This is a genomic window from Mycobacterium sp. DL592 (assembly GCF_011694515.1).
Classification (GTDB): Bacteria; Actinomycetota; Actinomycetes; order Mycobacteriales; family Mycobacteriaceae; genus Mycobacterium.
Genome location: NZ_CP050192.1, coordinates 5,022,287 through 5,048,551, shown reverse-complemented (window position 1 = coordinate 5,048,551; position 26,265 = coordinate 5,022,287). Strand labels below are relative to the sequence as shown.

Genomic DNA, 26,265 nt, shown 5'->3' with positions numbered 1-26,265 from the left:
TGTCGTCACTGCGACATGGAAGCGGCTTCCAAACTTGGCGGGCAACACTGGAACGTGCTCACATCCGCTACCTGACGGCAGGCGGGTCGGGCTGGCCCGCGCTGGCCAGTCCCCCCGGGCTGAGGTTCGCGCTGGCGTCGGCGAGGCGCAATGCCACTTCCAGTTCCAGCCGCCGCTCCGTCAGCGACCGTCCGAGCAGGTCTTTTGCCTGCTGGACGCGGTACATCACGGTGTTCTGGTGCACACCCAGCCGCTCTGCGGCCCGGCCCCAGCTCATGTTCTCCTCGAAGAACGTGATCAGGGTGGTGCGCAGCCGTCGGTTGCGTTCGGTGTCGGCGCTGAGCTCACCGAGCTCGTCTTTGACGAATCGGCCTGCGGCCGAGAGGTCTTGGGTCAGCAGGGCGTCCAGGGCCACATCGCGGTGGTAGATGACCGTGCCCGCAGGGTGGCCCAGGACGCCGCTCATCCGACGAGCGTCACGCGCCTGGTGGTGAGACGCGACGAAGCCGTCGAGGCCGCGGGCCAGGCCGCCGACCGACGCGAGCAGCGGCGCATCGACGCACACGGTCTCCTGGGGTTGGTCGGTCACGGCGGGTCCGCTGATCCAGGCCCAAACCATCCCGGCACCGGCGGGCACAACCAGTAACTCGATCCCCTTGAGCTGGTGTGCGATTGCCGCGGCGGCGCGCTTGAGCGCCTGCAGCGGCGGTCTGTCCTGGCTGCGCGGATCAATCCAGACCATCATCGCGACGTGCGACCGGTCGAGGTTGTAGCCCAGCGCCGCGCTCGTCGCCCGCAGATCCATCGGGCGACCCGAGACCAGACCGAGGACCAGTTCGGCCCGCACGGAGTCGGCGCCTCGCACCCACAGTTCACGCTCCCGTTGATAGTGGTCGACGAGATCTCCGGAGACCTTCTCGCAGTAGCCGAACAGGTATTGGGAGGCGGCCCCGGCCAGCTGCCATTTGACGTCGTCGGTTGTGTGGAGCTCACTGATCGCGGTCCGCAGCGCCGCGTCGCACAAGCCCAGCCCGATCACGTAGCAGCGTGGGATCACCGCAACTGTGATTCCGCGCTGGGCCAGCGTGGCCGCCCAGTTCAGGCTGACGTCGCTCGGCTGCGCCGCGGTGGGCGACTCCCCCGCGGTGAGCGCCCGTAAGACAGCGTGCACGTTGCTCAAGGCTGCTTCGACGGTCAGCTGCTCGACGTCTTTGTCCTTGGTGTCGTGTAGCTCGGCGATCACCTCCATGGCGCGCAATCCGACGCGCTCACCCAAACCGGTGGCGTCCATCGCGCCCGCGAGCGCCGCGAACTCCTGCGCCGCTGTCCGTGTGAGGTCTGCAGCCACCTACGCTCCCCAAATGCGCGCCCCGACGGGGCTGACGCTAGCACCCGCGGACCGCGGTCCTGGCGCGATCAGCCACGCCCTGATCAATCGAAGACGACGACCGGTTTGATCACGTCACCGCGGATCGACGCTTCGATGGCCTCGTTGATGGCGGTGAGCGGGAAGGTCTCGATGAGGCGGTCGAAGGGGAACTTGCCGTCCCGGTAGAGCCGGATCAGTGCGGGCACGAACGACTGCGGGTCGGCATCGCCCTCGATCACTCCGGACAGCCGCCGGCCGAGGAGCAGGTGGCCCTGGTCGATGGTGATGTCGTGCTGCAGACCCTGGAATCCGACCGTCACGCAATGCCCCGGCGAGCGGAGGATTTCCAGCGCCTGCCGGATCACCTGATTGGACCCGACCGCGTCGAGAGAATGGTCGACTCCGGTGGGCACCGTGCTCATCACGTCCCAGACGAGATCGCGGCTTGTCGACGGATTGAACGTGTGGGTGGCACCCAACTCGCGGGCGACCTCGAGGCGGGATTCGTTGAGGTCGACGGCGATCACCGGGTCGCAGCCCAGGGCTTTGGCCGCCATCACCGCGGCCAGGCCGACTGCGCCGAGGCCGAATACGGCCAGGCTCTCGCCTGGGGCGGGGCGCAGCACGTTCATCACCGCACCGGCGCCGGTCTGCAGTCCGCAGCCCAGCGGCCCCAACAGCTGCAGTGGCAGGTCCTCGGGAACCTTGACCGCGTTGTGGGCGCTGGCCACGGCCAGGCTGGCGAACGAGGACTGCCCGAACCAGTTGCCGTGGATGTCTTCGGCGCCGGCGTGCATCGTCACCGTGCCGTCGAGCCGCTCACCGAAGTAGTTCAGCGGAGCGAACAGATCGCAGTAGGCCGGGGTTTTCTTGCGGCAGGTGTCGCATTCGTCGCAGTAGGCGAAGCTCAGCACCACGTGGTCGCCGGGGACCAGCGTCCGCACCCCCGCGCCCACGGCCACCACGACACCCGCTCCTTCGTGACCGAGGACGGCGGGCAGCGGCAGGGGCACCAGGCCCTGGGCCGCGGAGATGTCGGTGTGGCAGACCCCGACGCCCGCGATGCGGACCAGGATCTCGCCGTCGCACAGGTCGGCGATCTCGACGTCCTCCAGCGACAGCGGCTGGCCCTCCTCGCGCAGGATCGCCGCGCGGGCGATAGCCGGCCGCGACGCGGTGTCGGTGTGGATGTGAGATGCGGTGTCAGTCAACGTTTTTCTCCGGGCCAGGCCGCCTTAGACGGCGGCGTCCTTCTCGGCGACGAGCTCCCGGTAGACCGGGAACAGCGGCTTGGTCAGCGGCACCAGCTTGAGGATTTTGTTCACCGGGCCCTTGGCCTTGACCTGACCCTTGGCCAGGCCGACCCCCAGGTTGTACTCGCCGCGCCAGAACTTGTCGCCGATATCGGCGGTCATGTAGAGCTTGACGTCGGCGTCGGCGTTGTCGCCGCCGTCGGCCACCTCGATGCTGGGCTCGCGCAACCGGACGGTCATGCAGGCGTCCGGATCGGAGTAGTAGACCTGCAGATCGAGGTCGGCCGCCATGAGCTTGGGCCCGACGTCGGTGCCGTTGGCGGCGCGGAAGACGCCCCCGAGGTACTTGTAGATCTCGTCTGCGTTGGCGTAGTACGGCATGTTCTCTCTCTCCTATAAAAGTGGCAGGTCAGTGTGTGGCGGGTCAGCGTGTGGTGGGTGGTGTCCAGCGCACCGGCAGCGAGTGCACGCCGTGGATGAAGTTGTTCACCTGGAAGTCGGGTTCACCGGTCAGGGTGATATCCGGTATGCGCGTGTAGATTTCGGTGATCGCCGATCGCAGCATCCGCCGGCCCAACGCGCTGCCGAGGCAGAAGTGTGGACCGCCTGCGCCGAAGCCGGCATGGTCGTTGGGGCTGCGAAGGATGTTGAACGTGCCCGGATCCTCGAACACGTCGGGATCGCGGTTGGCCGAGCAGTACCACATGACGACGTGCTCGCCTGCCTTGATCTCGGTGTCGCCGATGACCACGTCCTCGGTGGCGGTACGGCGGAAATGCATGACCGGGCTGGCGAATCGGATCACTTCCTCGGCCGCGGAGCCGACCCGGCCCTCGAGGTCCTCGAGGAGCAGGGCCTTCTGGTCAGGATTCTGGGACAGCAACCGGATGGCGTGGGCGATGGAATGCCGGGTGGTGTCGTTGGCGGCCGAACCCAAAAGTGAGAAGAACGAACCGATTTCCCACTCGTCGAGCTTCTGGCCTTCGAACTCGGCGTTGATCACCCAGGTGATCAGGTCGTCCTTCGGCTCCTTACGCCGGCGCTCGGCCATCATCAAGGCGATGTCCTGGATGCGCTCGGCCTCCTCGGCGTGAGTGGTGAGCGCGTCACGTCCCAACGCCATGCGCGGGTCGTCCCAGGCGAGCATCCGCTCGGCGGCTTCCATGACGATGTGCTGTTCTTCGCTGTCGCGTTCGAGACCGAAGAAGTGCGCGAAGATCCGGCCCGGCACGTATTTCGCGTAGTCCTCGGAGAAGTCGCCCTCACCGCGATCGATGATCTCGTCGAGGCGGTCACGGGCATGCTGGGCAACCCATTCGGAGATCTTGCGGACGTTGCGCGGCGAGAAGGCCTGCTCCATCACGCCGCGCATCTTGCGGTGCTGCTCGCCGTCCATCACCAGGAAGGAGGCGGTGGCGGTGATGACGACCTCGGGCATGTCCTCCATCAGGACGCCCTTGCCCGAGCAGAACAGCTTCGGGTTGCGGGAGACGAACCGGCAGTCCTGGTGCTTGGTCACCGACCAGAACCCGGGAGTGTCCTCCTCCGGCGGAAGCAACGTCGACTCGTAGGGCCGGTGATAGGAGACGCGGTGCTCGTCGCGGAGCCGGGCGAAGGCCTTCTCCCGCGTCTCGAAATCCTGAGCCCAGAATGATCTGGCCGACAGGTCCAGATCGGGATCGGTGATCATCGGTCGGTGATCGGCAATGCTGGTCATGACAACGAGGCTGCCATCGGGTCAGGCCGCTGACGATCCGGCACATGAGGCATGCTCATCTCTCGTTGGGGGTGGCGGGCCGGCGGCAGGGCAGCGGTGCGAGCGCTCATACGTCGAGGACCAGCCGCGCTGACAGCGACCGCGAAACGCACACCATCATGGCGTCGTTGGCGGCTTTCTCGTCGTCGGCGAGCACCGAGTCGCGGTGGTCGGGCCGACCCTCGAGTACCGGTGTCTCACACGTACCGCAGATGCCCTCCCCGCAGGACGACAGCATGTTGACCCCGTGGGCCCGCAGTGCGTCCAGAATCGATTCGCCCGGCCCGATGTCGATCGTCAGATTCGATCTCTGGCACACCACCTCGAAGCGCTCGAGGGCATCGGGTGAGGCCGCGGAATCCACGGCGCTCGGGGCGAATCGTTCCACCCGCAGCGCGCCGGCGGGCCAGGGCGCACACGCCTGTTCCACCGCGGTCAGCAGGCCCTCCGGCCCGCAGCAGTACACCAGGGTGTCCTCACGCACGGGCTGCAGTACAGCGTCCAGATCGAGCAGTCCGTCCTCATCCTGAGGGCAGATCGTCACGCGCTCAGCATATTTCGCAAGCTCTTCGGCGAACGCCATCGACGAGCGCCGCCGACCGCCGAAGAGCAGGTGCCAGTCTGCGCCACCGGCCTCGGCCGCTTCGATCATCGCGATGATCGGGGTGATGCCGATGCCGCCGGCGATGAACTGGTAGCGCTGCGCCGGCGCCAACGCGAAGTGATTACGCGGGCCGCGGGCCGTAACCCTGGTGCCCTCCCGCAGTTCCTCATGTACGTAGGCGGACCCGCCGCGGCCGGCGGGTTCTCGAAGCACGCCGATCAGCCACCGGTGCCGGTCGGCCGGGCTCGAACACAGCGAGTACTGCCGGACCAGCGACTCGGTCAGCACAAGGTCGATGTGGGCTCCGGGCGACCATTGCGGAAGTTCCTGTCCACCAGGATGTTCCAGGACGAGACCGACGACATCGTCGGCGATCTGTTCGCGCCGGGTGACGACCAGCTCGAGCTGTTCCTCAGCGTCCGGGCGCACTAACGCCTCGGCTCGGACAACAGGGCATCGAAGATGTGCCGGTCGACCTTCTGCGTCAGATCGATATGCACATGCTTGGTCTCGGTGTACTCGTCGAGGGCGTGCTCGCCGAGCTCGCGGCCCAGACCGCTTTGCTTGTAGCCGCCGAACGGCAGCGCGGGATCGATCTGATGCCAGTTGTTGATCCACACGGTGCCCGCCCGCAGCCGGGCAGCGACATCGGCGGCGCGTTCGTAGTCCATGCTCCACACCCCGGCGCTCAGCCCGTACTGGGAGTCGTTGGCCTGGCGTACGGCGTCGCACTCGTCGGTGTAGCGCAGGACGCACAGCACCGGTCCGAAGATCTCCTCGCGGGCGATCTCCATGTCATTGGTGACCTCGGTGACGATCGTCGGCTCGATCCAGTACCCCTTGGTGAAGCGATCCCCGGGCGGGACGCCACCACCGAGCACGATCTTGGCACCGTCTCGCCGGGCGCCCTCGAGGAAGCTCAGCACCCGGTCGCGTTGGCGGACCGAGATCACCGGGCCCACATCGGTGTCGAAGTCGTTGGTATCGCCCAGTTTCAGCGCGGATGCGCGGTCGACGAGTCGGTCGACAACCAGGTCGTACATCTCGGCGGGCACCAGCAGTCGCGTGCCGGACTCACAGATCTGCCCGGAGTACAGCATGCAGCCGAACAGCGCCCCGTCGATCGCCACGTCGAGGTCGGCGTCGTCGAGCAGGATCTGGGCGCCCTTGCCGCCGAGTTCCAGGGACACCTGCTTCACCGTTGTTGCCGCCAGCCGCATGATCTCGCGGCCGACCGCGGTGGAACCGGTGAAGGCCACCTTGTCGACGTCGGGGTGTTCGGCCAGCCGGGCGCCGACGGTGGGGCCGGGACCGGTGACGAGGTTGAGGACGCCATCCGGCACGCCGCATTCCTGGGCGATCTCGCAGAGCCGCAGCAGGGTCAGCGGTGTCTTCTCGTCGGGTTTGACGACCACCGAGTTGCCGGCCGCCAGGGCGGGGCCGATCTTCCAGATGCCCAGCAGCAGAGGGAAATTCCACGGCACGATCGCGGCGCACACCCCCAGCGGCTCGCGGTGTATCACGTTGGTCGACATCGTCGGGTACGCCTGGGTGGGCACCTGCCGTGTCCACTGGTAGGTGGCGGCCAGTTCGGCGAAGTGCAGGAAGTGCGCCGATGCGTAGCCGATGTGGAATCCGGTCGCCTGCCGCACGGTGGCACCGTTGGCCTGGATCTCGAGGTCGACGAGCTCGTCGAGTTCCTGCCCGAGCCGGTCGGCGATCCTGGTCATGACGGCCGAACGCTCGGCGGGTTCCATCCGCGACCAGACACCGGATTCGAAGGCGGTTTTGGCTGCTGCGACGGCCGCATCGGTGTGCTCGGCGCCGCCGCGCGCCACCGTGGCCACCACGTCCCCGGTCGCCGGATCGCAGATCTCGTCGACGTCGGCGGAATCGACGTGCGCTCCGTTGATGAACATCCGGTAATGGGTGATGTCTGCTGCCATCTCGACTCCTTCGGCCTTCGCCGAGAAGTCAACCGTGCCCGCTGCGCCCAGCACCATCACTCGATCGGAGGTTTCGCGTAGTCCTGTTGGGTCCCGCACCAGGTGGCAGGGCTTGTGTCACCTGCGCGGCGCGTGTGCCTCGTCGAGCAGCGTCCGCGCCACCCACTCGACGTGAGCCAGTGAGTCCTCCAACGTCAGCCGGCCGGCGAGCAACCCGCCCAGCGCACCGCTGAGCGCGGTGTTCAGCCCGAAGCTGACATTCGAAATCGCTTCCGGGGCAAGCCCTTCCAACAACCTGTTGAACAGTTCAACGTTGTTGCGTTCGATCTGGTCGATGATCGGCTTCACCTCCGGGTCGGTGGAGGTCACCATCTGCAGCATCAACGCCGTCATCTGCGGGCTGCGGGCGAACGCCCGCTGGGCGCGGCGCAGGTAGTCCAGCACCCCGGGCAGCGGGTCCTTGCCCGCCGATCCGCCGGAGAGGACGCGGCGGGTCAACCGCTTCTGCCAGTCCTCGAGCGCAGCGGCCAGCAGGTTCTCTTTGGAGCTGAAGTACCGGTAGACCGTCGCCAGTGCCACCCCGGAGCGCTGGGCGACGTCACGCATCTGAACCGCGTCCGCGCCGACCTCGCCGATGAGCCCGATCACCTCTTCGATGACCCTGGCCCGGCGCACCAACTGGTCGCTGGTCATGTCCGTCGGCGCGACGACGTCGGTGTGGGGCCGGCTCACGCGGGGGCGTCCGCGGGGTGCTTCCCCGGCGGGCGTGACAGCGGGCACGGGCGTGTTGACGGTGCCACCTCCTCAAGAACGACCTTCTTGCTGGTGCAGGCAAGCTTACGACAATCCGTCGCCGTGGCGGAGTTGTCCCAGCTGAGAGTCTTGCAATCCGGCGCCTGTGGTAGAACGATGTTTCAGTAGACCACCCCTGATCGGAGCGCGCATGGCCGGACCTGTCGGTCTCCCGGTAATCGACACGATGATCGGATTCCCCCACGAGGGCTTCGATCAGTACGACTTCATCCGCAAGCAGACCAAGGACCGCGAGTCCAAGGAGAACTTCGAGTTCCCGGTCGAGTACATGTTCAAAGACGTGCCCAAGGACCTGCCCACCGACGACCCGGTGTCGCTGTTGCTGCAGCAGATGGATCGCTTCGGTATCGAGAAGGCCGTCATCGGGGTGAGCGACGAATCCGCGGACAAGGCGCTCAAACTGTTTCCCGACCGGTTCGTGCCCTCCGGTGCGGTCTCGGATCCCAACGACGTGATGGGCTCGGTGGCCGCGATCAAGCGCGAGTACGAGCAGTACGGCATCCGGGCGACGTCGGTGTTCCCGTCCGGCACCTTCCCGCAGGTGCCCATTGACGACCCGAAGATGTACCCGATCTATGCCACCTGTGTGGAGCTCGGCATCCCGATCTTCGTGTGCGCCGGAGTGCCCGGCCCGCGGATCCCGTTCAAACCGCAGGAAGTCTCGCGCATCGACATCGTGATGTTCGACTTCCCCGATCTGGTGTTCGTGACCCGGCACGGCTGCGAGCCATGGGAGGACCTCGCGGTCAAGCTGATGCTGAAGTGGCCCAACCTGTACTACTCCACCTCCGCGTTCGCCCCGAAGTACTACCCGAAGGCGATCATCGACTACGCCAACTCCCGCGGTGCCGACAAAGTCCTCTACGCCGGGTACTTCCCCATGGGCCTGTCTCTGGAGCGGATTTTCCGGGACCTGCCAGGAGTCCCGTTCAAGGACGAGGTGTGGCCGAAGTTCCTCTACGGCAACGCAGCTCGCATCCTCGGTTTGGAGAGCTGACCCGAATGGCCCTGGCAATCACCACCGAACAGGAACAGCTGGCCGACGCAGTCACCCAGTTCGCCGCCCGGCACGCGCCCGTCGACAAGACCCGCGCGGCATTCGATTCCCTCGCGGCCGGCGAGCTGCCGCCGTGGTGGGAGGAGTTCACCGCCCACGGATTCCATGCCGTGCACCTGCCCGAGGACACCGGCGGCCAGGGCGGGACGCTGGCCGACATGGCGTGCGTCATCGAGGCTGCCGCGGCAGCCCTGCTGCCGGGACCGCTGCTGAGCACCGCCACCGCCAGTGCGGTCGCGACACTGGCCGGGCCCGCGGCCGCTCCCCTGCTGACCGAGCTAGCTGCCGGGGCGACCGCCACCGTCATCCTGCCCGAGCACTCGTCGGTGCACGCCGTGCGCGACGGCGACAGCTGGCGGCTCAACGGCTCCACCGGATCCACGCTGGGAATCTGTGCGGCACAACGAATTCTGGTCGCCGCGCACGCCGGCGAGGGCGCCGACCTGTGGTTCGTCCTGGACGCGGGCGCGCCCGGTATCGGGCTCAGCGTCGAACAGCAACACGGTACCGACATGACCACCGATGTCGGCGTACTGCATCTGGCCGACCATCGGGTCACCAATGCCGCGGTGCTGTCGCAGATTCCGACCGACCGGGCGCGTTGCGTCGTGGTGGCTCTGGCCGCCAGCGCGGCGGCCGGCACGGTACGCCGCAGCGTCGAGATGGCCGTCGACTTCATCCGCACCCGCGAACAGTTCGGCAAACCTGTGGGATCCTTCCAGGCGTTGCAGCACAAGGCCGCAGTTCTGCTGGTGAACTCCGAAATGGCCTCGGCCGCAGCCTGGGATGCCGTGCGCGCCGTCGACGAGTCCCTCGAGCAGCACCGGCTGGCCGCGGCGTCGGCCGCGGTCATGACGGTGGCCACCGGTCCCGATCTCACCCTGGACGCGCTGTTGATGTTCGGGGCGATCGGATACACCTGGGAACACGACGTTCACCTGTACTGGCGACGGGCCGTGACCCTGGCGGCCTCGCTGGGGCCCGCGACGCAGTGGGAACGTGACGCCGGCGAGCTCGCCCGAACGGTGAAGCGCTCCACCGCAATCCATCTCGGCGACGTGGAGTCGGACTTCAGGGCCCGTATCGCCGCGGTCATCGACCAGGCGGCCGCGCTGCACAACGAGACACCGACCGACGATCGCCGCGCGCCGGGGCTGGCCTTCGGCTCGCAGCGAGACATGCTGGCCCAAGCCGGCCTGGTGGCTCCGCACCTGCCCCCGCCGTGGGGCCTGGCGGCCTCTCCGGTGCAGCAGGTCATCATCACCGAAGAGTTCGACAAACGGCCTGAGGTGACCCGCCCGTCGCTGAACATCGCCGAGTGGATCCTGCCCACCATCCTCGACCGGGGCACCGAGGCACAGCGGGAGCGGTTCGCCTGGCCGATGCTGCGCGGCACGCAGCGCTGGTGCCAGCTGTTCAGCGAGCCGGGCGCCGGTTCCGACCTCGCCTCGCTGAGCACCCGCGCCCAGAAGGTCGACGGCGGCTGGGTGATCAACGGGCACAAGATCTGGACCTCGTCAGCGCACGTCGCCCAGTACGGCGCGATGCTGGCGCGCACCGACCCGGATGCCCCCAAGCACCAGGGCATCAGCTACTTCCTTATCGACATGTCCGCACCGGGACTGGTGATCTCGCCGATCAAGCAGTCCAGCGGGCACGCGGACTTCAACGAGTGCTTCTTCACCGATGTGTTCGTTCCCGACGACATGCTGGTCGGGGAACCGGGTGAGGGCTGGGATCTGGCGATGTCGACGGTGGCAGTCGAGCGCACGGCGATCGGCAACTACGTCAACATCGACCGCTCGGCAGCACTGCGGCACATGGCAGCCACCGCCGGAGCCGACCACGACGCCACGGTGCGGGCACTCGGCCAGATCGAGGCGCACACCACCGCGATCAAGGCGATGGTGCTGCGCGAGACGCTGCGCCTGGTCGAGGGCCAGAATGCCGGGCCGGCGTCGAGCATCGCGAAGTATGCGATGGTGCTGCTGCTGCGCCGGGCCGCCACGGCCACCCTCGGCCTGACCGGGCGGCTGGCGATGCTCGAGAAGTCCGATCCGCCGGTGGTGGAGCCGTACTTCGACATGCCCTCGGAGTTGATCGGCGGCGGCACCCCGGAGATCCAGCTGACGATCATCGCCTCGATGATTCTCGGGCTCCCCCGGAAATAGACCGTCAGAGAAAGGAATCCCAGCGATGACGACTCAGCTCGACTTCACCTTCTTCGACTGTGACAACCACTATTACGAGGCCGAGGACGCGTTCACCCGCTACATCGAGCCGAAGTTCGCCAAGCGGGCCATCCAGTGGGCGCAGCTGGACGGCAGGCAGCGGCTCCTGGTCGGGGGCCGGGTCAACCGGTTCATCCCGAACCCGACGTTCGACCCGGTCGGCAAACCCGGAGCGCTCGACGAATACTTCCGGGGCCGCAATCCGCATGGGTCAGACCTGAATTCGCTGTTCGGCGAGCTGGAGCCGATCCGGGCGGAGTACCGCGACCGGGATGCCCGCCTGGCGGCGATGGACGCCCAGGGTATGCAGGGCTGCATCATGCTGCCCACTCTCGGCGTCGGGATGGAACAGGCGCTGCTGCCGGACCTGGATGCCACGGTCGCCACCTTCAAGGCATTCAACCGCTGGCTCGACGACGACTGGGGATTCGCCTATCAGGAGCGCATCTTCACCGCCCCCTACATCACGATGTGCAGGCCCGACAACGCGGTTCGCGAGCTGGAATGGGCTTTGGAACGCGACGCCCGCTTCATCGTGATGATCCCCGGACCGATCACCACCGAGGTTGGGATGCGACCGCCCGGCGACCCGCTGTTCGACGAATTCTGGCAGCTGGCCAACGATTCGGGCATCACGGTGTGCTACCACTCCGGTGAGACCTACTACTCGAAGTTCATGCCGGCCTGGGGCGAGGCGGACTACATGATGTCGTTCCAGGCGCTGCTCGGCTTCCGCAGCCTGTTCTCCGGCGACGCGATACAGGACACCTTCGCCAACCACCTGCACAACGGTCTGTTCCTACGGTTCCCGAACCTTCGGATGGCCTGCATCGAGAGCGGTTCGACGTGGGTGTTCCACCTCTTCGAGAAGCTGACCAAGTCCTACGGCCAGATCCCGTTCATCTACAAGGAGGATCCACGTGAGACCTTCAAGCGCCACGTGTGGGTCTCGCCGTTCTACGAGGACGAGCTGGCCAGCCTGCTCAAGCTGGTCGGCGTAGAGCACATTCTCATGGGATCGGACTACCCTCACGTCGAAGGCCTGGCCGAGCCCGCGTCCTACATCAAGGATCTGCAGAACTTCGACTACACCCCGGAGGAATGCCGGAAGGTGATGCGCGACAACGGACTCGAGTTGTCCGTGCGCCGCCCGGTGTGAAGATCGCCAAGGCCGGCCTGGTCGCCATGCTGCTGGAGGCCGGCGAGGAGAACGCCGCGGTCCTGCTGGCCCGGTCGACGCTGCCCGACGAGCTCGACACCGCCGATGACCTCGACGCGCTGCTCACCTTCGGGCTGGAACGTGAGCAGCTCGAGGCGGTGGCGCAGTTGGCAATCGGTGCCATCGAGCCCCACGACGTCAACACCCGGGCGCGCCGCGACGAGTTGCACAAGACGATCTCGCGGCGGTGGGCCGAACTGGTCGAGCGCTGGCAGACCTAACGGCCTCACGCCTCGATCGCACCGGCATCGCGCCGCGGGACGATCTCGATACTGCCGGCAGTGAGCTGCTGGCTGCACTGGTCACACACCAGGATCGGCAGAAACGAGGCGCCGCAGGCGGTATGCACCTGCAGCAGCGCCGGCCCCTCCGGCGAGGAGTAGCTCGACTCGGCCCAGTCGATCGCGGTGGCGACCACCGGGTAGAACGCCAGACCCTTGGGGGTGAGGTGGTACTCGGACCAGTCCGACCGGTTCGGGTGCGCGGCGGCCTGCAGAACGCCGATGCCGCAGAAGACTTTGAGCCGGTCGGCGATCACCGCCGCGGGGGCGTCGAGGCGGGTCTGGAAGTCACCGAACCGGCGGGTGCCCAATAGTGCGGCCCCGATAATGGCTGCGGCGTAGCGGTTTCCGAAGATGGCCATGGTCTGCGGGAAGAAGCCCGCCTGGCCGGCGGCGCTCGAGCGAAGCCGCCTGCGGGTGGCCGCTCGCGGCACTGACCGCTGCCAGCCGCCGCTGGGACCCCAGGTGGCGGTGATGGAGCTGACGTCGGCGGGGGTGTCGCAGTCCGCGCAGTGCAGCACGGGGGCGAAGTCGTGGCCGCAGCGCCGGTGATGCATCGTGGGCAGGGTGTGAGTCTGATCGTCGACCCAGGTGCGTTCCCAGTGCCAGATCGACACCAGCACCGGCCACAGCCGCCGGCACGCAGGCGTGGCGACATAGCCGGCCCGCAGCGGCTGCTGCTGGTAGATCTGGCGCTCCAGCAGCCCGTCGGCGACCAGCGCCTGCAGGCGTGCGGTGAGCACCGCGCTGGAGATCGGCAGCCTGGCGAAGTCACTGAATCGCGTTGCCCCCAGCAGTGATTCGCGGACGATCAGCAGGGTCCACTCGTCGCCGAGCAGGGCCAGCATCCGTCCGATCGCGTTGGTGTCGTCGGGTTCGAGCTGGAAGGGCGAGCCGACACTCACCGGAGTTCGGAGCCGGGAACCCAGGTGGAGTGGGTGCCGCTGCAGATCCGTTCCGGCAGCCGCAGCTTGCAGACCGGCCCGTCGGTGATGCGTGCCGCGTCGAACACCAGGCAGTAGGAGGCGTCCTCGTTCATGTCGACGGTGAACGTCACCAGATATCCGTCGTCTTCAGCGGTCGATCCGATCCGTGGGGCCATGGGTGTCTCACTGCCGAAGACGCCGGGGCCGAACGTGATTCGTTCTTCCGAACCGGTCTTCAGGTCGTGTTTGACCAGGCCGTCGAACAGGAACCAGCCGGGCTCCCCGGTGGCGGCGTAGATGTAGCGGTAGTCGCGGGTCGCGACGTCGCCGTTGATCATGCCGAACTCGGTGAAGCGGTCGCTGAGCTGTTCCTCGGAGGCCTTGCCGGTGGTCAGGTTGAACCGCCACCGGTGCAGCCGCGACTCGAACCCGTCGAGGGAAAGGTATCGGAATGCCGCGTCCTCCAACGATTTCGCACCCTTGGTCGAGGGCGAGGGGTTGTGCTGGAAGAAGCCGTCGAGCACGATCTCGTCGCCGTCCTCGAAGGCGTTGGTGAAGTGCAGGACATACGTCGGATCGGTCTCGAACCACATGACTTTCGAGAGGTCTCCGCGGCGGGGAACCACCGCGAACCGGGACGGTATGTCGCGGTGGAAGCGCGGCAGATGCATGCCGTGCTTGAGCAGCTCCGGATCCCAGAACAACGGGAAGTCGTTGAGGATCACATAGTTCTCGGTGTACGCCATGTCATGCGGCATCCGCGGGCCGGGCAGTTCCACATCCGTGAGGTGCATGAGGTTGCCGTCTTTGTCCACCGCGCCATAACGCAGGTAGGGCTCCTCCTTGCTGTAGCTGAAGAACAGCAGCTCCCCGGTGACCGGGTCGGCCTTCGGGTGCGCGGAGACTCCCCAGTCCGGGATCTGCCCGTTCCAGGTCTCCTTGCCCAGCGTCTCGGCCGTGCGGGGATCCACCCGGTACAGGTCGCCGCACATGAAGAAGCTCGTCAGCGCCTCGCCGCGGTGGACCACGACGTCGGTGCTCGACGCGTCCTTCATCCGGGTGCGCGCTCCCCAGCCGGTGGTGGCCAGCGCGTCGGCCGGGGACTCGATGAAGCCCGCCCACAGCGACTTGCCTGCCTCGTTGTCGGCGAGGAAGCCGTCGGTTCGGACGAACCTGTTGTGGTAGCTGGCTTTTCCGTTGGAGAACTCGATGCTGTGGATCATGCCGTCACCGTCGAACGGGTGATAGTTGTTGATCGGCGGATGCAGCGGGTTCTCGGTGTTGCGCAGATAGACGCCGTCGAGGTCGTCGGGCACCGCGCCCTCCACCACCTCGACGTCGTCGACGCGCCACTCGTTGCGTTGTGGCCGCCACGGCCCTGTGCGGTACGGGTGGTCGTCGTCGGCCGGCAGGGTCGTGGGGAAGGTGGTGAGCAGCTCAGCACGCATACCGGCCACGCTACGTTTAGCAGAGTTACTCTGTCAATTGAATCTTACTTACCTTAGGCGCGGGAGGTGGCGCGCGCGTCAGGGTCAGGCCGCTTCACTCCAGCAATTGCGGCCCCTCACTCAGTGCGACTGCGCTCCTGCCAGGGGTGGACACCGAGCACAAAGAAGAAGCCCTCTGCAGCCGACGTCAGTGCACCGCGCGCCGAGACGCGCCAGTGACGACGCAATCGCTATCACTTACCGCATGAAAGCTGAATTCCGATGTGTTTAAGTGGGAGAGCGGCCATCCGACGTGCAACCGAAGCAGCGTCGAGCTGCCCGCCACGGACGGCCGCCACGCTGAAGTGGTTGGCACGTAAGGGGTTCTGACATGAGTTCCATGACGGCATTGCGCGCACACCACCGCGGCGGACCCGAAGTCCTGGTTGCTGAGCGGGCACCAATTCCGGAGGCCGGCTCCGGCGAAGTCCTGGTCGAAGTCCACGCCGCGGCGATCACCTTTGACGAACTGACATGGGAGGAAACCTGGCAGCATGCCGGGGTTGACCGTACGCCGACGATTCCCTCACACGAGGTATCCGGCGTGATCGCCCGGGTCGGACCAGACGTTGTCGACCTTGCTGTCGGTGATGAGGTCTACGGGTTGATTCCATTCGATCGCGACGGAGCCGCGGCTGAGTACGTCGCGGTTCCGGCCGGGTGCCTGGGATTGCGGCCGACGACGGTCGACCACATCATGTCAGCTGCACTTCCGCTGGCCGGTCTAACCGCGTGGCAAGCTCTGGTTGACCATGCCACAGTTCAACCCGGTGAGCGCGTGCTGGTCCACGGCGGCACGGGCGGGGTCGGGGCATTGACGATTCAGCTGGCCGCACTCCTTGGGGCCGATGTCACCACAACCGTGCGCAGCGACTGCCACGACCTCATGGGTGCGTTGGGCGCCAGTCGCGTGATCGACACCAGATCCGAACGCTTCGATGACCCCGATGTGCCTTACGACGTCGTGATTGACACTGTGGGCGGGGAGACGCTGGCCCGTTCCTTCGAAGTCTTGCGTCCCGGTGGGCGACTGGTCACCCTCTCAGCACCACCGCCGCCCGGGAGGGCCGAGGCCTTCGAGGTCACTGCCGTCTTCTTCGTCGTGGTTCCAAACCGCGCAGAGCTCGCCCACCTGGCGGAGTTGGTCGATACGTCGAAGCTTCACGTCGCCGTCGCCGCGACCTACCCGCTACGCGACGGGCGGGCCGCGTTCCTGAGCGGGCGCCAGCCGCACCGCCGCCCAGGCAAGACCGTCCTCGCTGTCCGGGACTGACGAAAGGCACCCACGATGCACGACCTGGAGAAAGCGATCCTCGACCGCCACTCCACCCGGCTGTTCCTGCGCGACAAGCCGGTGCCCCGGCAGTTGGTGATCGAATCGCTGGAACTGGCGATCCGGGCGCCCTCGAACTCCAACATCCAACCCTGGCACGTGGTGTTCGCCTCGGGGCCGCCCCGCGACCGGCTCGCCGAAGCGCTCCTCGAACAGGCCGACATCGCGGCGCCGAATGTTCCGGCACTTCCGGAATCATTCGCGCACCTGCGCAGCGAACTGGGCGCCCTCGTCTACGGCGCGATGGGCATCTCTCGTCACGACTCCGAGGCACGGCGTATCGCGGTTCTGCGTAACTGGGAGTTCTTCCGCGCGCCCCTGGCAGGTGTGGTGTGCATGCATTCCGAACTCGACTATGTCGACGCCCTCGGCGTCGGGATGTTCCTGCAGACGTTCCTGCTGGCGCTCACCGCGCGCGGACTGGGCAGCTGCGTGCAGGTGTCGGTGGCCGGCTACCCGGATATCCTGCGCGACAACCTCGGCATCGGAGACGACATGCGGATCCTCTGCGGAATCGCGATCGGCTATCCCGACCCGGATTTCGCCGCCAATTCCCTTGCCGTGCCGCGAAACCCCCTGAGTCGAAACTGTGTGTTCGTCGACAACTGACCGTCACTCACGCCGAAAGCCGTAACCCGGGCTCCCCGCCGCAATACGCTGCCGGGAGCGAAAGGGGTGTGCCATGGTACTCAAGGTCGAGGTGTCGCCGGACACGATGGGCGGCGACGTCGACGAGGGCTTCGGCAAGGTCGCCGACGCATTCCGCGCCAACCTCGCCTCCGGGCGGGAAGTCGGCGCGGCCGTCGCGGTATGTCACGGCGGCAAGAAGGTCGTCGACCTGTGGGGCGGTTACCGCAACGGGCTGACCAGGCAGCCGTGGCAGGCCGACACGATGGTCAACATGTTCTCCACGACGAAAGGCATTTCGGCGCTCACCATTGCCGTCGCGGCGTCGCGGGGTCTGCTGTCGTTCGACGCGAAGGTATCGGAGTACTGGCCGGAATTCGCTCAGGCCGGCAAGGGTACCGTGACCGTGCGCCAGCTGCTGGCCCACCAGGCCGGCCTGTGCGCCCTAGACCCCGCACCGACCCTGCGCGATGTGTCCGACCCGGCGCGGCTGTCGGCGATGCTGGCAGCGCAGCCACCGGCGTGGCCGCCGGGCACCCGCCACGGCTATCACGCCATCACCCTCGGCTGGTACCAATCCGAACTCATCCGCCGAACCGACCCCGCCGGGCGGACCCTGGGCCAGTTCCTGGCCCAGGAGATCGCCGAGCCGGGCGGCCTCGATCTGCACATCGGCGTTCCCGGCGACATCGACCGCGCCCGCATCGCGCACCTGCACAACTGGAAACGACCCGAAACGCTGCGCCACCTGCACGAGATGCCACCCGGGTTCGTCGCGGTGGCGCTCAACCCGTTCGGGCTGAGCGCGCGCGCCACCTCGCTGCCCAGTGACGTCAACCCGTGGAGCGGCGACTACAACCGTGACGAGGTGCGCGCCGTCGAGATGCCGTCGAGCAACGGACATGGCACCGCACGCGCGGTCGCCCAGCTCTACGGCGGGGCGGCCACCGGCGCCGAACAGCCCGGGCTGCGCTCCGACGTGCTCGATGCCCTCGCCGCGCCGCCTGTCATACCGACCCGCAGTTCCCGCGACAAGGTGCTCAACGTGCAGACCGCGTTCTCGCTGGGCTTCAGCAAGCCCAAGGCGCCGTTCGTATTCGGCTCGTCCGACAAGGCCTTCGGCACAGCGGGTTTCGGCGGTTCATTCGGATTCGCCGACCCGGACACGGGTACCGGGTTCGCCTACGTGATGAACCGCTTGGGTTTTCACCTCTTCAGCGACCCGCGGGAACTGGCTCTGCGCAGGGCAGTGTTCGAGGATGCGCTGGGGGCACGTCGGCAGACGTAGTTCCTAGCGGGCCAGGTCCCATTGGCCGAAGTCGGGTGCCAGCACCTCATCGACGTCGACGTGGACGCCGTCGATCACGGCGCCGGGATCCGACGCGGTGACGACTTCGGATTGGAACAGCACCGCCGCCGGTTCACGCTCGCCCGCCGACCAGGCCTTGGTCTGCCACGCCCAGCGATAGCCGGGGCTGCTCGACTGGCCCACCACGCCGTCGGCGATGGCCCAGCCGCACTGGCCGCGGCCACCGTAGATGCCGGTGCGCTGCACTCCGAGCACGGAGTTGATGCCCTGAAACCACTTGATGCCCAGACTTTTCCACGTCGCGGCATCGATGGGCTCGTCCACGCTGAAGAAGATCGGCGCCGTGTCCGGCCCGCCGGCCGCGCCGTGCAGTGTGAGTGCGGTCTGCGCGTCGGCCACACCACCGTCATAGCCACGGGTGAAGTCCGACGGCGAGTTCACCCAGCCAGGCTTGCCGTACTGGTAGCAGCTGACCACGTGCAGACCCTGTGCGCGCAGCCCGTCGGCATACTCGCGGGTGACAGGCTTGAAATCGAAGGTGGCGCCGGGCCGTAGCTGCGAGACGTACACCAGGGCACCGTCGAACCCGGCCGCCTTGATCTGCGCCGGGGACACCAGGACCTCGGCGAAGTCGATCAGGCGCAGACCCCCGGCGCGGGCCTGCGGCATCGCGAGGCCGGCGGCCAGGGTGCCGGCCCCGGCGAGGGCAAGTTTGAGGGCCGCACGCCGCGCGAGCGGGGGTACCACGGCTAGGAACCGGTGGAGATCAGCGATGGGTCCCCAACACCAATAGTGATGCGCGGGTCGGCGGCAGGGTCGAGCCAGGTCAGAATCGAGCGCATCTCCTCGCGTCCGATCGCGACACATCCCCAGGTGGGGTTGCCGTCGGTGACGTGCAGGAAGATCCCGGCCACTTTGCCCGGGATGCGTTGCGGATTGGATGTGATGTTGACGGCGTAGTCGTAGACCGGTCCGGAGTCGTAGAGGTTCTCAGCGATGCCCGACGGCTTGCCCGCACCACGCACATGGGTGTTGTAGGTCGGCGACTTGGCGTCCTCGTCCCACCAATCCTGGTCAGTGGCTTGGAAATACGGCATCTTGGTGCCGGGATCCGGTTGGCGCCCGAACGCCTGGTCGAAGCCGAACGTTCCCTCCGGCGTGCGATAAACGCCGTCGGCCGGTGCACCGACGCCGAGTTCGCCCACCTTGGCCGGAGTCGGCCCGAGCACCACTTTCCATTCCTGGCCCACCCGTTGGTAGGCGGTCAGGGTCCCGGTTGTGGCGCTGGCCTTCGGCACGCCGACCACGATCCACTGGCTCGGCTGGCCGGCCGCGGGCTCGGCTGCCGCGGGAGCGGCGATCGACAGGCACAGTGTCAACAGCCCGACGAGCGTCGCGAGTCTTCTGGACATTCTCACAGTGCGCTCATGGTAGCCCGGGGACACCGCGGTTCCCGGCGACCGACGGCCGTCGTTACCGGAGGTTTATTCGATCCGGACAGGGCCGACATCTTCACCGATCGTAGGCGTTCACCAGCGGTGCGTTGTAGTCTCTGCCTCTGCGGGGTCACGAGAGAGCGGGGGCGCAGTGGATCCACTCCTGTTTTCGGTCCTGATTTTCGTCGGCATTGCTCTCGCCGCTGCGTTGGGTTTTCGGCTGCACACTCTTGCGTTGTTCAAGACTCAGGACGACGAGACGCGGTCGTCGATGCGGGTGGCTCTCGGGCTCACATCGACATTGACCGCGGTGGTACTCGGCTTGGTCGCCGCGGCGGCGATGAACGACTACGAGCGCTCCAACGCGATGGTCGCCGGCCTGGCGATCGACTCCCTGACCCTGGACAACATCCTCGAAAGCTATGGTCCCCAAACTGACCCGATCAGGGAGCAGGTGAAAGCCGGACTGCAGCGCCGAATCGACACGATCGGCTCCCCTGACGAGTATGCGGCATGGGACGCTCAGTCGACCTCGGGTGCGAGCGCCGGGGGCGGGGCCGAGGCGCTCTACGCCGCCATCGCGGCCCTCAAACCCACCACCGAACTGCAGGAGCGCCTGCAGGTCCGTGCACTCGACATGCTTGGCGGCGACCTGTCCTTCGGTGACGGCAATATCGCTCAGAAGCGGTGGCTGTTTTCGGTGCACCCGGCGACACTACCGGCGATCTTCTACGTCGTCGTCATTCTCTGGATGCTACTGGAGTTCTTCACCTTTGGGTTGTTGTCGCCGCGGTCGCCAGCCGTCTACCTGTCGATTACGGCCGCCGCACTCGTCGTCACGAGCGCGATGTTTCTGATCATGGAACTCGACGACGCGCTCGGCGGACACGTCCGGGTTTCCGTCGAGCCGCTCAAACGGGCGATGGCGCTGATCGGCTGAACCGCAGCACTACCCGGCAGACGACGCGAACGCGCCGACCGGCGTGGTCAAAGGCAGCTCCAGCGACGACACCAGGCCCGACGGGGCGGCAACCACATACGGGACTGCATTCAGGCACCGCATCGCCGTGGCGACCATGCCTTCGTCACCGGCGGTGCCGGATTCACCGATTGTCAACTCGCACATCACATTCGGCGATCCCTCGATGGTGACGCGGTAGGTCCCGTCGCGCAGCGCAGTCGGCCAGTCGGGTGCCAGGTCGGGCGCCATCCGGTTGACGTGCTCGATGACGATAGCGTCGCGGCCATCGACCACGCCGATCGACTCCATGCGCACCGCGCCACAGGTTCCCGCTTCGATCACTCCGCACGCCACGGTGAGATCACGCGGGGTGGGCTGGCGTTCATAAGTTTCCCGGATCTCGTCGAGGGTGACGCCCAATGCCGCAGCGACGTAGTGCACCGGTGGTCCCCAGGCGTGCCGCTGCACCCCGGGAAACTGCATCATCGGCGAGAAGTCGAGTGGTTTACCGAAGCCGAAGACGTCGCGCATCATGAATTCGTCGGGATAGGTGTCGTAGCAGAAGATTTCCTGCGTGCGGACCGAGGTGATGGTTCTTGACATCGTGGTCAGCAGTGCGGCCAGCTGGTCGCCGGCGAACCCCGGTTCGACACCCGACGCGTACAGCGAGGCACCGCCTTCGGCGGCCGCGTCGTCGAGTTGGGCGGCCAGCCCCGGGTTGAACGAGCGCGGGTAGACCAGGCCGGGCGTACTGACGGTCACCACGTTGATCCCGGCGCGCAGCAGCCGGCAGTACATCGGGACGTTGACGGCATCGAGTTCGGGGCCCGACGCGGTATACACCGCGCAGTCGGGTTTCTGGGCGATCACGTCGTCGAGGTTGCGCGTCGTGCGCACTCCCGTCGGGGATCCAGCCAGCAACTCACCGACGTCGCGGTCGGCCTTGCTTTCGCTGTGCACCCAGACCGCAACCAGATCCAGCCCGTCGCGCTCGAGCACTGTCGCGGCGACGAGCGCGCCGACGGTACCGGTGGCGATGACGGCGATCCGCAGTGCTGGGCTCATGCGGGCCATGCTCGTCGGCGCGCGACCACGACAACAGCCCACTCCCGCTGAGCGAGAGCGTCACCCGTGGTCTGCCAGACTCGAGGGATGCAGCTGGTCGACATCGACGACATCCGTGCGGCCGCAGACCGAATCCGCGCGTCGGTGGTGCGCACCCCACTGGTTCCCGCACTGTGGGGCGATCCCGACCGGCCGTTGTGGATCAAACCCGAGAACCTGCAGGCGATCGGGGCGTTCAAGGTGCGCGGCGCGTTCAACGCGATCGGCCGTCTCGACGACGCGGCCAGGGCCCGCGGTGTGGTGACGTACTCCAGCGGCAACCATGCCCAGGCGGTGGCGTACGCGTCGGCGCTGTCGGGGATCACCGCGCACATCGTGATGCCCGAGGAGACACCCGCCATCAAGGTCGAGGCAACCCGCCGGCTGGGCGCCGAGATCGTATTGTGTGCCGCGGGCCGGCGCGAGGCGGTGGCCGAGGAACTCGTCGCGAGCACCGGCGGCGTCTTGATTCCGCCGTTCGACCATCCCGACGTGATCGCCGGCCAGGGTACCGCCGGACTCGAGATCATCGAGGACCTTCCCGACGTGGTCAACGTCCTGGTGCCGGTCAGCGGCGGCGGCCTGGCATCCGGTATCGGGACCGCGGTCAAGGCAATCTCCCCCGCTACCAACGTTTTCGGGGTCGAGCCTGAGCTGGCGGCCGACGCGGCTGAAGGCTTACGTCTGGGTCACCGGGTCGACTGGTCGATCGAGCAGCGCAACCGGACCGTCGCCGACGGACTGCGCTCGCAGCCCTCGGAGTTGACCTTCGCGCATCTGCAACGGGTCCTCGATGGGATGTTCACCGTGTCGGAGGACCAGATCCTCGACGCCGTGGTCGAACTCGCGCAGCGCGCGCATCTGGTGGCCGAGCCCAGCGGGGCGGTGACACTGGCCGCCTATCGGCACGCCGCGCTTCCGCCGGGGCGCACGGTCGTCGTGCTGTCCGGCGGCAACATCGCGCCGGAGCTGCTCGCGACCGTGCTGGGCCGGCGTCCCTAGACGCCTGCGTTGCGGGCGAGGCTGATGGCGTAGGAGTCGATGAAGCGCCCGGCGCCCGGCTCACCGCGGCCGCACGATCCATCGGACTCCCCGGGCCGCTTGACCCACAGGAATGCGTCGATGTGTCCGTTGCCGGTATCCGTCGTGGGCCGTACCCCCAACGCCCGGCCAGTCGGATTGCACCAGTACATCGGGTCGCCCTCCACCGGGCCCGCGCCATTGCGGGAGGTGTCGATGACGTAGTGGGCGCCGTTGGTCTGGCCCGAGATCGCCTCGCCGTAGCCGATCTCCTCACCGGTGGTGAAGAAGTTGGCAGTGTTGAGGCTGAAGCCGCGGGTCTTGCCCACCCCGACCTGGTTTAGCCGGGCGGCCATCTCATCGGCGCCGACCCAGCGCGAGTGCCCGGCGTCGACGTACACGGCGGTGGCGGGGTTGGCGGTCAGGGTGTCGACGGCGTAGCGGATCAGGTCGAAGCGTTCCTGGCGCGCGCTGCCGGAAAGGCAGTCAGCCATGGCCAGTGCGTCGGGTTCGAGGATGACCGCCGCCGGCCCCCCGCCGATGGCGGCGGCGACGCTGTTGATCCAGCCCCGGTAGGCGTCGCCCGAGCCGAACCCGCCGGCGGCGAAGTTGCCGCAGTCGCGGTGCGGGATGGCGTACAGCGCGAGCAGCGGAATCGTCCCGGCGGCCTGGGCAGCACTGATGTATTTGGCGTCGACGGACGGGGTGGACAGCTGGTCCATCCAGTACGCCTGCGGTGTGTTGGCGATGTAGGCCAGCTCCGGGTTCGACGGGTCAGCCTTGGCGGCCCGCATCGCGGCCGAATTGGGATTCACATAGAGCGGCAGCCCGGCCAGCGGGTTGCCCTCGTCGGCCAGCAGGACAAACCGGTTCTCGCCGGCCCGCGTCGGCCCGGCCACTGCGGCGGTGAGCACCACTGCCACGACCGTGAAGAAGGGGACGATCCATCGCGCGACTGCACCGGCAGCTGAGGACACCACGTCAAGGAAAGTAGTGCGGAGTGTCAATATGTGCCAATCCGCGTCCGCCGGACAGGGCTGCCGCTGAACAACATTGGACACAGTGGCCACATTGTTCACAGCGGCGCGGATGCCTACTGGTCGTCGCCGGCGGGTTCGTCCGGGGTGTGTTCGATCGCGGCGGCCAGAATCCCGGCGATCTCGGCCTCGACCGCGGCCTCGATGGAGAACGCCAACGAGGCGTTCACTGCCGCGACCGCCTGGGTGCGGAATCGCACCAGCATCGTGATCAACTCGGCCATCTCGGGGTCGGGCGGCAACGGGGCGCCGGGGGCCAACCGGTCGGCGAGATGGTCGACGCCCGCGCGGACCAGCTTCGCACTGATCTGGTCGATCAATGGATTGATCTGCTCGTGGAGGTCGATGAGCGTGTCCATGGCGACGCCGTACTGACGCATCTCGTTGAACGCCTCGATCAGCTTGGGCCGGACGACGGTCGCGTCGCCGGCATCGGCGTCGAGGCGGATCAGGCCATGGGCGACCATCCGCACGAAGCCGGCGTCGTCATCGACCAGGCGGCGCGCCTGCGCCACCGTCATCCGTTCGGGCTTCTCGGCCGCCCAACTTCCGGCGATCGCCGACTCCACCCCGAGCACGTCACCGAGATTCTTGCCCTCCTGCCAGGCCGAGAGCATCTCGTGGACATGCGCGATCGTGTACCCGCGGTTGAGCAGCGAGGTGATCAGACGCAGCCGGGTCAGGTGGGTGTCGTTGAACAGCGCGATGCGCCCGACCCGAAGCGGCGGGTGCAGCAGACCGCGGTCCCGGTACACCCTGATGTTGCGGGTCGTGGTTCCGGCCAGCCGCGCCAACTCGTCGATCCGGTACTTGCCGGATGCGACCTCGCCGTGTGGCTGCACCGCGGCGTCGAACAGCTGGGACACCGCGGTTTCGATGACCTCGCGGGAGCCCCGCCGGATCTGCCGCGGCGCGCGGCGCACCCCGGCCAGGATGGCCGAGATCGCACCCGCCTGGGGTCGGGGCTGCCTGGCCGTCATCTCAGGCCGAGGACGACACGGCTGCGGCGTGCGTCCGCGCCGGCGCGACGGCGAGGTAGTCGGACTGCTGGAAATCCCGCATCTGTCGAAGATACTGGGTGGCCGAGCCGGGATACATGGTGGCGTTGAATCCGTCGGGAGTCAGGTACCAGCTGGTGCAACCGCTCATCCAAGTGGTCTTGCGCAGCCGGCGCTGGAGCCGTTGGTTGTGGCGCCGCTGCGCGTCGGCGTGAACGTCGAGGTAGCGCAGATCCTCACGCAGGATGCGGTTCACCGCCTTGACCACGTAGTCCAGTTGGCCCTCCACGTAGACCAGCAACGAGTTGTGTCCCGGACCGGAATTGGGTCCGGTCATGAAGAACAGGTTCGGGTACCCGCTCGCCTGGATGCTCTTGTAGGCCTGCGCCCGGCCGCGCCACTCGTCGGCCAGCAGTCGGCCGCCGATGCCGGTCACCGGAAACGGTGGGCCGTTGAGATGCACGTCGTACCCGGTGGCGAAGACGATGGTGTCGAGATGGTGTTCGATGCCGTCGCAGGTTCGGATACCCACCGGGCTGATGGTCGCGATCGGCCAGTCGATCAGCTTGCAGTTGTCCTGCTGCAGGGCCGGGTAGTAGTCGCTGGAGACCAGCAGCCGCTTACAGCCGGGGGTGAAGTCGGGCGTGAGCTGGCGGCGTAGCCACGGATCCTTGACCTGCCTGCGCAGATGGGCCTTGCCCAGTCGGGCCACCAAACCGGTCAGAGGGGTGTCCCACACCATCGCGGTGGCGCTGGCCTCGTGCCCCCAGAACAGCACGTCGCGGGCAAGCTGTTGGCTGGCAGGCACTTTCGCGAACACCGCCTGCGCAGCAGTCGGGATGGGGACGTCCAGCCGCGGGATCACCCATCCCGGCGTGCGTTGGAACACCTTGACGAACCCGGCCTGCTTGACCAGCTCGGGCACGATCTGCACGGCACTGGCCCCTGTTCCGATGACGGCGACCCGCTTACCGGTGAAGTCGTAGTCGTGATCCCAGGCGGCGCTGTGGATCTTGTGGCCTTGATAGGTGTCCAGACCACGGATGTCAGGCCAGGTGTGATCAGACAACGGACCCGATGCCAGCACGACGGTGCGGGCTTCAAAGCTGTTGTCGCCATTCGTCTTCACCGTCCACGTGCCCGAATGCTCGTCGAACTCCAGTCCGCTGACCTCGACGCCGAACCGGATCTTGTCGCGCAGGCCGAAGGAGTCGACCATGTCCTCGATGTGGCGGCAGATCTCGTCGGCCGGTGAGTAGGCCCGTGACCAGTCCGGGTTCTTGACGAACGAGAACGAGTACAGCAGCGACGGGATGTCGCACGCCGCACCTGGATAGGTGTTGTCGCGCCAGGTGCCGCCGACTCGGTCTGCGCGCTCGAGAATGACGATGCCGTCGACACCGGCCCGGGTCAGCTTGATCGCAGCGCCGAGTCCGCTGAATCCGGCTCCGACGATGAGGGTGTCGTAGACCCTGTGGCCAGTCGTGGTGGGCGCCAT

Annotated in this window: 24 protein-coding genes; 9 read left to right on the top strand and 15 right to left on the bottom strand. The window is 67.1% G+C overall.

Going from position 1 to position 26,265, the window contains the following annotated elements:
- Nucleotides 1-67 precede the first annotated feature (67 nt).
- The 7 genes from HBE64_RS24135 to HBE64_RS24105 form a co-directional block, all read right to left on the bottom strand.
- Nucleotides 68-1,348, bottom strand: a complete 1,281-nt coding sequence (locus HBE64_RS24135; RefSeq protein WP_167108254.1) for a CdaR family transcriptional regulator — start codon at nucleotides 1,346-1,348, stop codon at nucleotides 68-70.
- An 83-nt stretch (nucleotides 1,349-1,431) separates the two neighbouring features.
- Nucleotides 1,432-2,580 carry an NAD(P)-dependent alcohol dehydrogenase gene (locus tag HBE64_RS24130; RefSeq protein ID WP_371744040.1) on the bottom strand — a complete coding sequence of 383 codons (1,149 nt, stop codon included), beginning with the start codon at nucleotides 2,578-2,580 and terminating at the stop codon, nucleotides 1,432-1,434.
- Between the two features lie 24 nt (nucleotides 2,581-2,604).
- Nucleotides 2,605-3,003: an SCP2 sterol-binding domain-containing protein gene (locus HBE64_RS24125; protein WP_167108251.1), complete on the bottom strand. Its 399-nt coding sequence runs from the start codon at nucleotides 3,001-3,003 to the stop codon at nucleotides 2,605-2,607.
- A 43-nt stretch (nucleotides 3,004-3,046) separates the two neighbouring features.
- Entirely contained in the window at nucleotides 3,047-4,339 is a 1,293-nt protein-coding gene (locus HBE64_RS24120) for a cytochrome P450 (protein WP_167108248.1), read from the bottom strand.
- 106 nt (nucleotides 4,340-4,445) lie between these two features.
- Nucleotides 4,446-5,411 carry a PDR/VanB family oxidoreductase gene (locus HBE64_RS24115; protein ID WP_167108245.1) on the bottom strand — a complete coding sequence of 322 codons (966 nt, stop codon included), beginning with the start codon at nucleotides 5,409-5,411 and terminating at the stop codon, nucleotides 4,446-4,448.
- Entirely contained in the window at nucleotides 5,411-6,928 is a 1,518-nt protein-coding gene (locus HBE64_RS24110) for an aldehyde dehydrogenase (RefSeq protein WP_167108242.1), read from the bottom strand. Before HBE64_RS24110 ends, HBE64_RS24115 begins: the two co-directional genes overlap by 1 nt.
- 117 nt (nucleotides 6,929-7,045) lie before the next feature.
- The gene (locus tag HBE64_RS24105; RefSeq protein ID WP_243841442.1) at nucleotides 7,046-7,660 is read right to left on the bottom strand and encodes a TetR family transcriptional regulator; all 615 of its coding nucleotides are present in this window, start codon (nucleotides 7,658-7,660) and stop codon (nucleotides 7,046-7,048) included.
- Nucleotides 7,661-7,871: 211 nt separating this feature from the next.
- Here HBE64_RS24105 and HBE64_RS24100 point away from each other — a divergent pair, with 211 nt between their 5' ends.
- The 4 genes from HBE64_RS24100 to HBE64_RS24085 are packed head-to-tail and all read left to right on the top strand — an operon-like array spanning nucleotide 7,872 to nucleotide 12,469.
- Nucleotides 7,872-8,738, top strand: coding sequence for an amidohydrolase family protein (locus HBE64_RS24100; protein WP_167108239.1), 867 nt, complete (start codon nucleotides 7,872-7,874; stop codon nucleotides 8,736-8,738).
- A 5-nt stretch (nucleotides 8,739-8,743) separates the two neighbouring features.
- Entirely contained in the window at nucleotides 8,744-10,969 is a 2,226-nt protein-coding gene (locus HBE64_RS24095; protein WP_167108236.1) for an acyl-CoA dehydrogenase, read from the top strand.
- A 25-nt stretch (nucleotides 10,970-10,994) separates the two neighbouring features.
- Nucleotides 10,995-12,188: an amidohydrolase family protein gene (locus HBE64_RS24090; protein ID WP_167108233.1), complete on the top strand. Its 1,194-nt coding sequence runs from the start codon at nucleotides 10,995-10,997 to the stop codon at nucleotides 12,186-12,188.
- Complete coding sequence (locus tag HBE64_RS24085; RefSeq protein ID WP_167108230.1) at nucleotides 12,185-12,469, top strand: hypothetical protein; 285 nt, start codon at nucleotides 12,185-12,187, stop codon at nucleotides 12,467-12,469. The genes HBE64_RS24090 and HBE64_RS24085 overlap by 4 nt, the downstream gene beginning before the upstream one ends.
- A 5-nt stretch (nucleotides 12,470-12,474) precedes the next feature.
- On the opposite strand, the gene HBE64_RS24080 is transcribed toward HBE64_RS24085, so the two are convergent.
- A complete protein-coding gene (locus HBE64_RS24080) occupies nucleotides 12,475-13,377 on the bottom strand; it encodes a helix-turn-helix domain-containing protein (RefSeq protein WP_167109588.1) in 903 nt (300 codons plus the stop codon).
- 53 nt (nucleotides 13,378-13,430) lie between these two features.
- Nucleotides 13,431-14,903 carry a carotenoid oxygenase family protein gene (locus HBE64_RS24075; RefSeq protein ID WP_167108227.1) on the bottom strand — a complete coding sequence of 491 codons (1,473 nt, stop codon included), beginning with the start codon at nucleotides 14,901-14,903 and terminating at the stop codon, nucleotides 13,431-13,433.
- Nucleotides 14,904-15,282: 379 nt separating this feature from the next.
- On the opposite strand from HBE64_RS24075, the gene HBE64_RS24070 reads away from it, so the two are divergent.
- The 3 genes from HBE64_RS24070 (at nucleotide 15,283) to HBE64_RS24060 (ending at nucleotide 18,190) form a co-directional block, all read left to right on the top strand.
- Nucleotides 15,283-16,215, top strand: coding sequence for an NADP-dependent oxidoreductase (locus HBE64_RS24070; RefSeq protein WP_167109587.1), 933 nt, complete (start codon nucleotides 15,283-15,285; stop codon nucleotides 16,213-16,215).
- A 15-nt stretch (nucleotides 16,216-16,230) separates the two neighbouring features.
- The gene (locus HBE64_RS24065; RefSeq protein ID WP_167108224.1) at nucleotides 16,231-16,884 is read left to right on the top strand and encodes a nitroreductase; all 654 of its coding nucleotides are present in this window, start codon (nucleotides 16,231-16,233) and stop codon (nucleotides 16,882-16,884) included.
- Nucleotides 16,885-16,957: 73 nt separating this feature from the next.
- Nucleotides 16,958-18,190: a serine hydrolase domain-containing protein gene (locus tag HBE64_RS24060; RefSeq protein ID WP_167108221.1), complete on the top strand. Its 1,233-nt coding sequence runs from the start codon at nucleotides 16,958-16,960 to the stop codon at nucleotides 18,188-18,190.
- A 3-nt stretch (nucleotides 18,191-18,193) separates the two neighbouring features.
- Here the strand turns inward: HBE64_RS24060 and HBE64_RS24055 are convergent, their stop codons facing one another.
- On the bottom strand, nucleotides 18,194-18,880 hold the full coding sequence (locus HBE64_RS24055; RefSeq protein WP_243841720.1) for a DUF1906 domain-containing protein: 687 nt from the start codon (nucleotides 18,878-18,880) through the stop codon (nucleotides 18,194-18,196).
- Between the two features lie 80 nt (nucleotides 18,881-18,960).
- Entirely contained in the window at nucleotides 18,961-19,623 is a 663-nt protein-coding gene (locus HBE64_RS24050; RefSeq protein WP_167108214.1) for a L,D-transpeptidase, read from the bottom strand.
- A 259-nt stretch (nucleotides 19,624-19,882) separates the two neighbouring features.
- Here HBE64_RS24050 and HBE64_RS24045 point away from each other — a divergent pair, with 259 nt between their 5' ends.
- Nucleotides 19,883-20,587, top strand: a complete 705-nt coding sequence (locus HBE64_RS24045; RefSeq protein WP_167108211.1) for a hypothetical protein — start codon at nucleotides 19,883-19,885, stop codon at nucleotides 20,585-20,587.
- A gap of 9 nt (nucleotides 20,588-20,596) precedes the next feature.
- On the opposite strand, the gene HBE64_RS24040 is transcribed toward HBE64_RS24045, so the two are convergent.
- Nucleotides 20,597-21,673, bottom strand: a complete 1,077-nt coding sequence (locus HBE64_RS24040) for a dihydrodipicolinate reductase (protein WP_371744038.1) — start codon at nucleotides 21,671-21,673, stop codon at nucleotides 20,597-20,599.
- Between the two features lie 87 nt (nucleotides 21,674-21,760).
- Here HBE64_RS24040 and HBE64_RS24035 point away from each other — a divergent pair, with 87 nt between their 5' ends.
- Nucleotides 21,761-22,714: a threonine/serine dehydratase gene (locus tag HBE64_RS24035; RefSeq protein ID WP_167108205.1), complete on the top strand. Its 954-nt coding sequence runs from the start codon at nucleotides 21,761-21,763 to the stop codon at nucleotides 22,712-22,714.
- Here HBE64_RS24035 and HBE64_RS24030 read toward each other — a convergent pair.
- From HBE64_RS24030 to HBE64_RS24020, 3 genes are all read right to left on the bottom strand, one after another.
- Nucleotides 22,711-23,712: a glycoside hydrolase family 6 protein gene (locus HBE64_RS24030; protein WP_371744037.1), complete on the bottom strand. Its 1,002-nt coding sequence runs from the start codon at nucleotides 23,710-23,712 to the stop codon at nucleotides 22,711-22,713. The genes HBE64_RS24035 and HBE64_RS24030 overlap by 4 nt on opposite strands.
- Nucleotides 23,713-23,825: 113 nt before the next feature.
- A complete protein-coding gene (locus HBE64_RS24025; RefSeq protein WP_167108202.1) occupies nucleotides 23,826-24,749 on the bottom strand; it encodes a MerR family transcriptional regulator in 924 nt (307 codons plus the stop codon).
- Nucleotide 24,750: 1 nt separating this feature from the next.
- A complete protein-coding gene (locus HBE64_RS24020) occupies nucleotides 24,751-26,265 on the bottom strand; it encodes an NAD(P)/FAD-dependent oxidoreductase (protein ID WP_167108199.1) in 1,515 nt (504 codons plus the stop codon).

What these genes read in the sequence shown, in the direction of transcription:
- HBE64_RS24100 (WP_167108239.1), top strand. Translation starts at nt 7,872, where the DNA reads ATGGCCGGACCTGTCGGTCTCCCGGTAATCGACACGATGATCGGATTC.
- HBE64_RS24060 (WP_167108221.1), top strand. Translation starts at nt 16,958, where the DNA reads ATGGTACTCAAGGTCGAGGTGTCGCCGGACACGATGGGCGGCGACGTC.
- HBE64_RS24035 (WP_167108205.1), top strand. Translation starts at nt 21,761, where the DNA reads ATGCAGCTGGTCGACATCGACGACATCCGTGCGGCCGCAGACCGAATC.
- HBE64_RS24050 (WP_167108214.1), bottom strand. Translation starts at nt 19,623, where the DNA reads ATGTCCAGAAGACTCGCGACGCTCGTCGGGCTGTTGACACTGTGCCTG.
- HBE64_RS24025 (WP_167108202.1), bottom strand. Translation starts at nt 24,749, where the DNA reads ATGACGGCCAGGCAGCCCCGACCCCAGGCGGGTGCGATCTCGGCCATC.
- HBE64_RS24055 (WP_243841720.1), bottom strand. Translation starts at nt 18,880, where the DNA reads ATGCCGCAGGCCCGCGCCGGGGGTCTGCGCCTGATCGACTTCGCCGAG.
- HBE64_RS24075 (WP_167108227.1), bottom strand. Translation starts at nt 14,903, where the DNA reads ATGCGTGCTGAGCTGCTCACCACCTTCCCCACGACCCTGCCGGCCGAC.
- HBE64_RS24110 (WP_167108242.1), bottom strand. Translation starts at nt 6,928, where the DNA reads ATGGCAGCAGACATCACCCATTACCGGATGTTCATCAACGGAGCGCAC.
- HBE64_RS24095 (WP_167108236.1), top strand. Translation starts at nt 8,744, where the DNA reads ATGGCCCTGGCAATCACCACCGAACAGGAACAGCTGGCCGACGCAGTC.
- HBE64_RS24040 (WP_371744038.1), bottom strand. Translation starts at nt 21,673, where the DNA reads ATGAGCCCAGCACTGCGGATCGCCGTCATCGCCACCGGTACCGTCGGC.
- HBE64_RS24080 (WP_167109588.1), bottom strand. Translation starts at nt 13,377, where the DNA reads ATGCTGGCCCTGCTCGGCGACGAGTGGACCCTGCTGATCGTCCGCGAA.
- HBE64_RS24090 (WP_167108233.1), top strand. Translation starts at nt 10,995, where the DNA reads ATGACGACTCAGCTCGACTTCACCTTCTTCGACTGTGACAACCACTAT.
- HBE64_RS24120 (WP_167108248.1), bottom strand. Translation starts at nt 4,339, where the DNA reads ATGACCAGCATTGCCGATCACCGACCGATGATCACCGATCCCGATCTG.
- HBE64_RS24065 (WP_167108224.1), top strand. Translation starts at nt 16,231, where the DNA reads ATGCACGACCTGGAGAAAGCGATCCTCGACCGCCACTCCACCCGGCTG.
- HBE64_RS24125 (WP_167108251.1), bottom strand. Translation starts at nt 3,003, where the DNA reads ATGCCGTACTACGCCAACGCAGACGAGATCTACAAGTACCTCGGGGGC.
- HBE64_RS24020 (WP_167108199.1), bottom strand. Translation starts at nt 26,265, where the DNA reads ATGGCGCCCACCACGACTGGCCACAGGGTCTACGACACCCTCATCGTC.
- HBE64_RS24070 (WP_167109587.1), top strand. Translation starts at nt 15,283, where the DNA reads ATGACGGCATTGCGCGCACACCACCGCGGCGGACCCGAAGTCCTGGTT.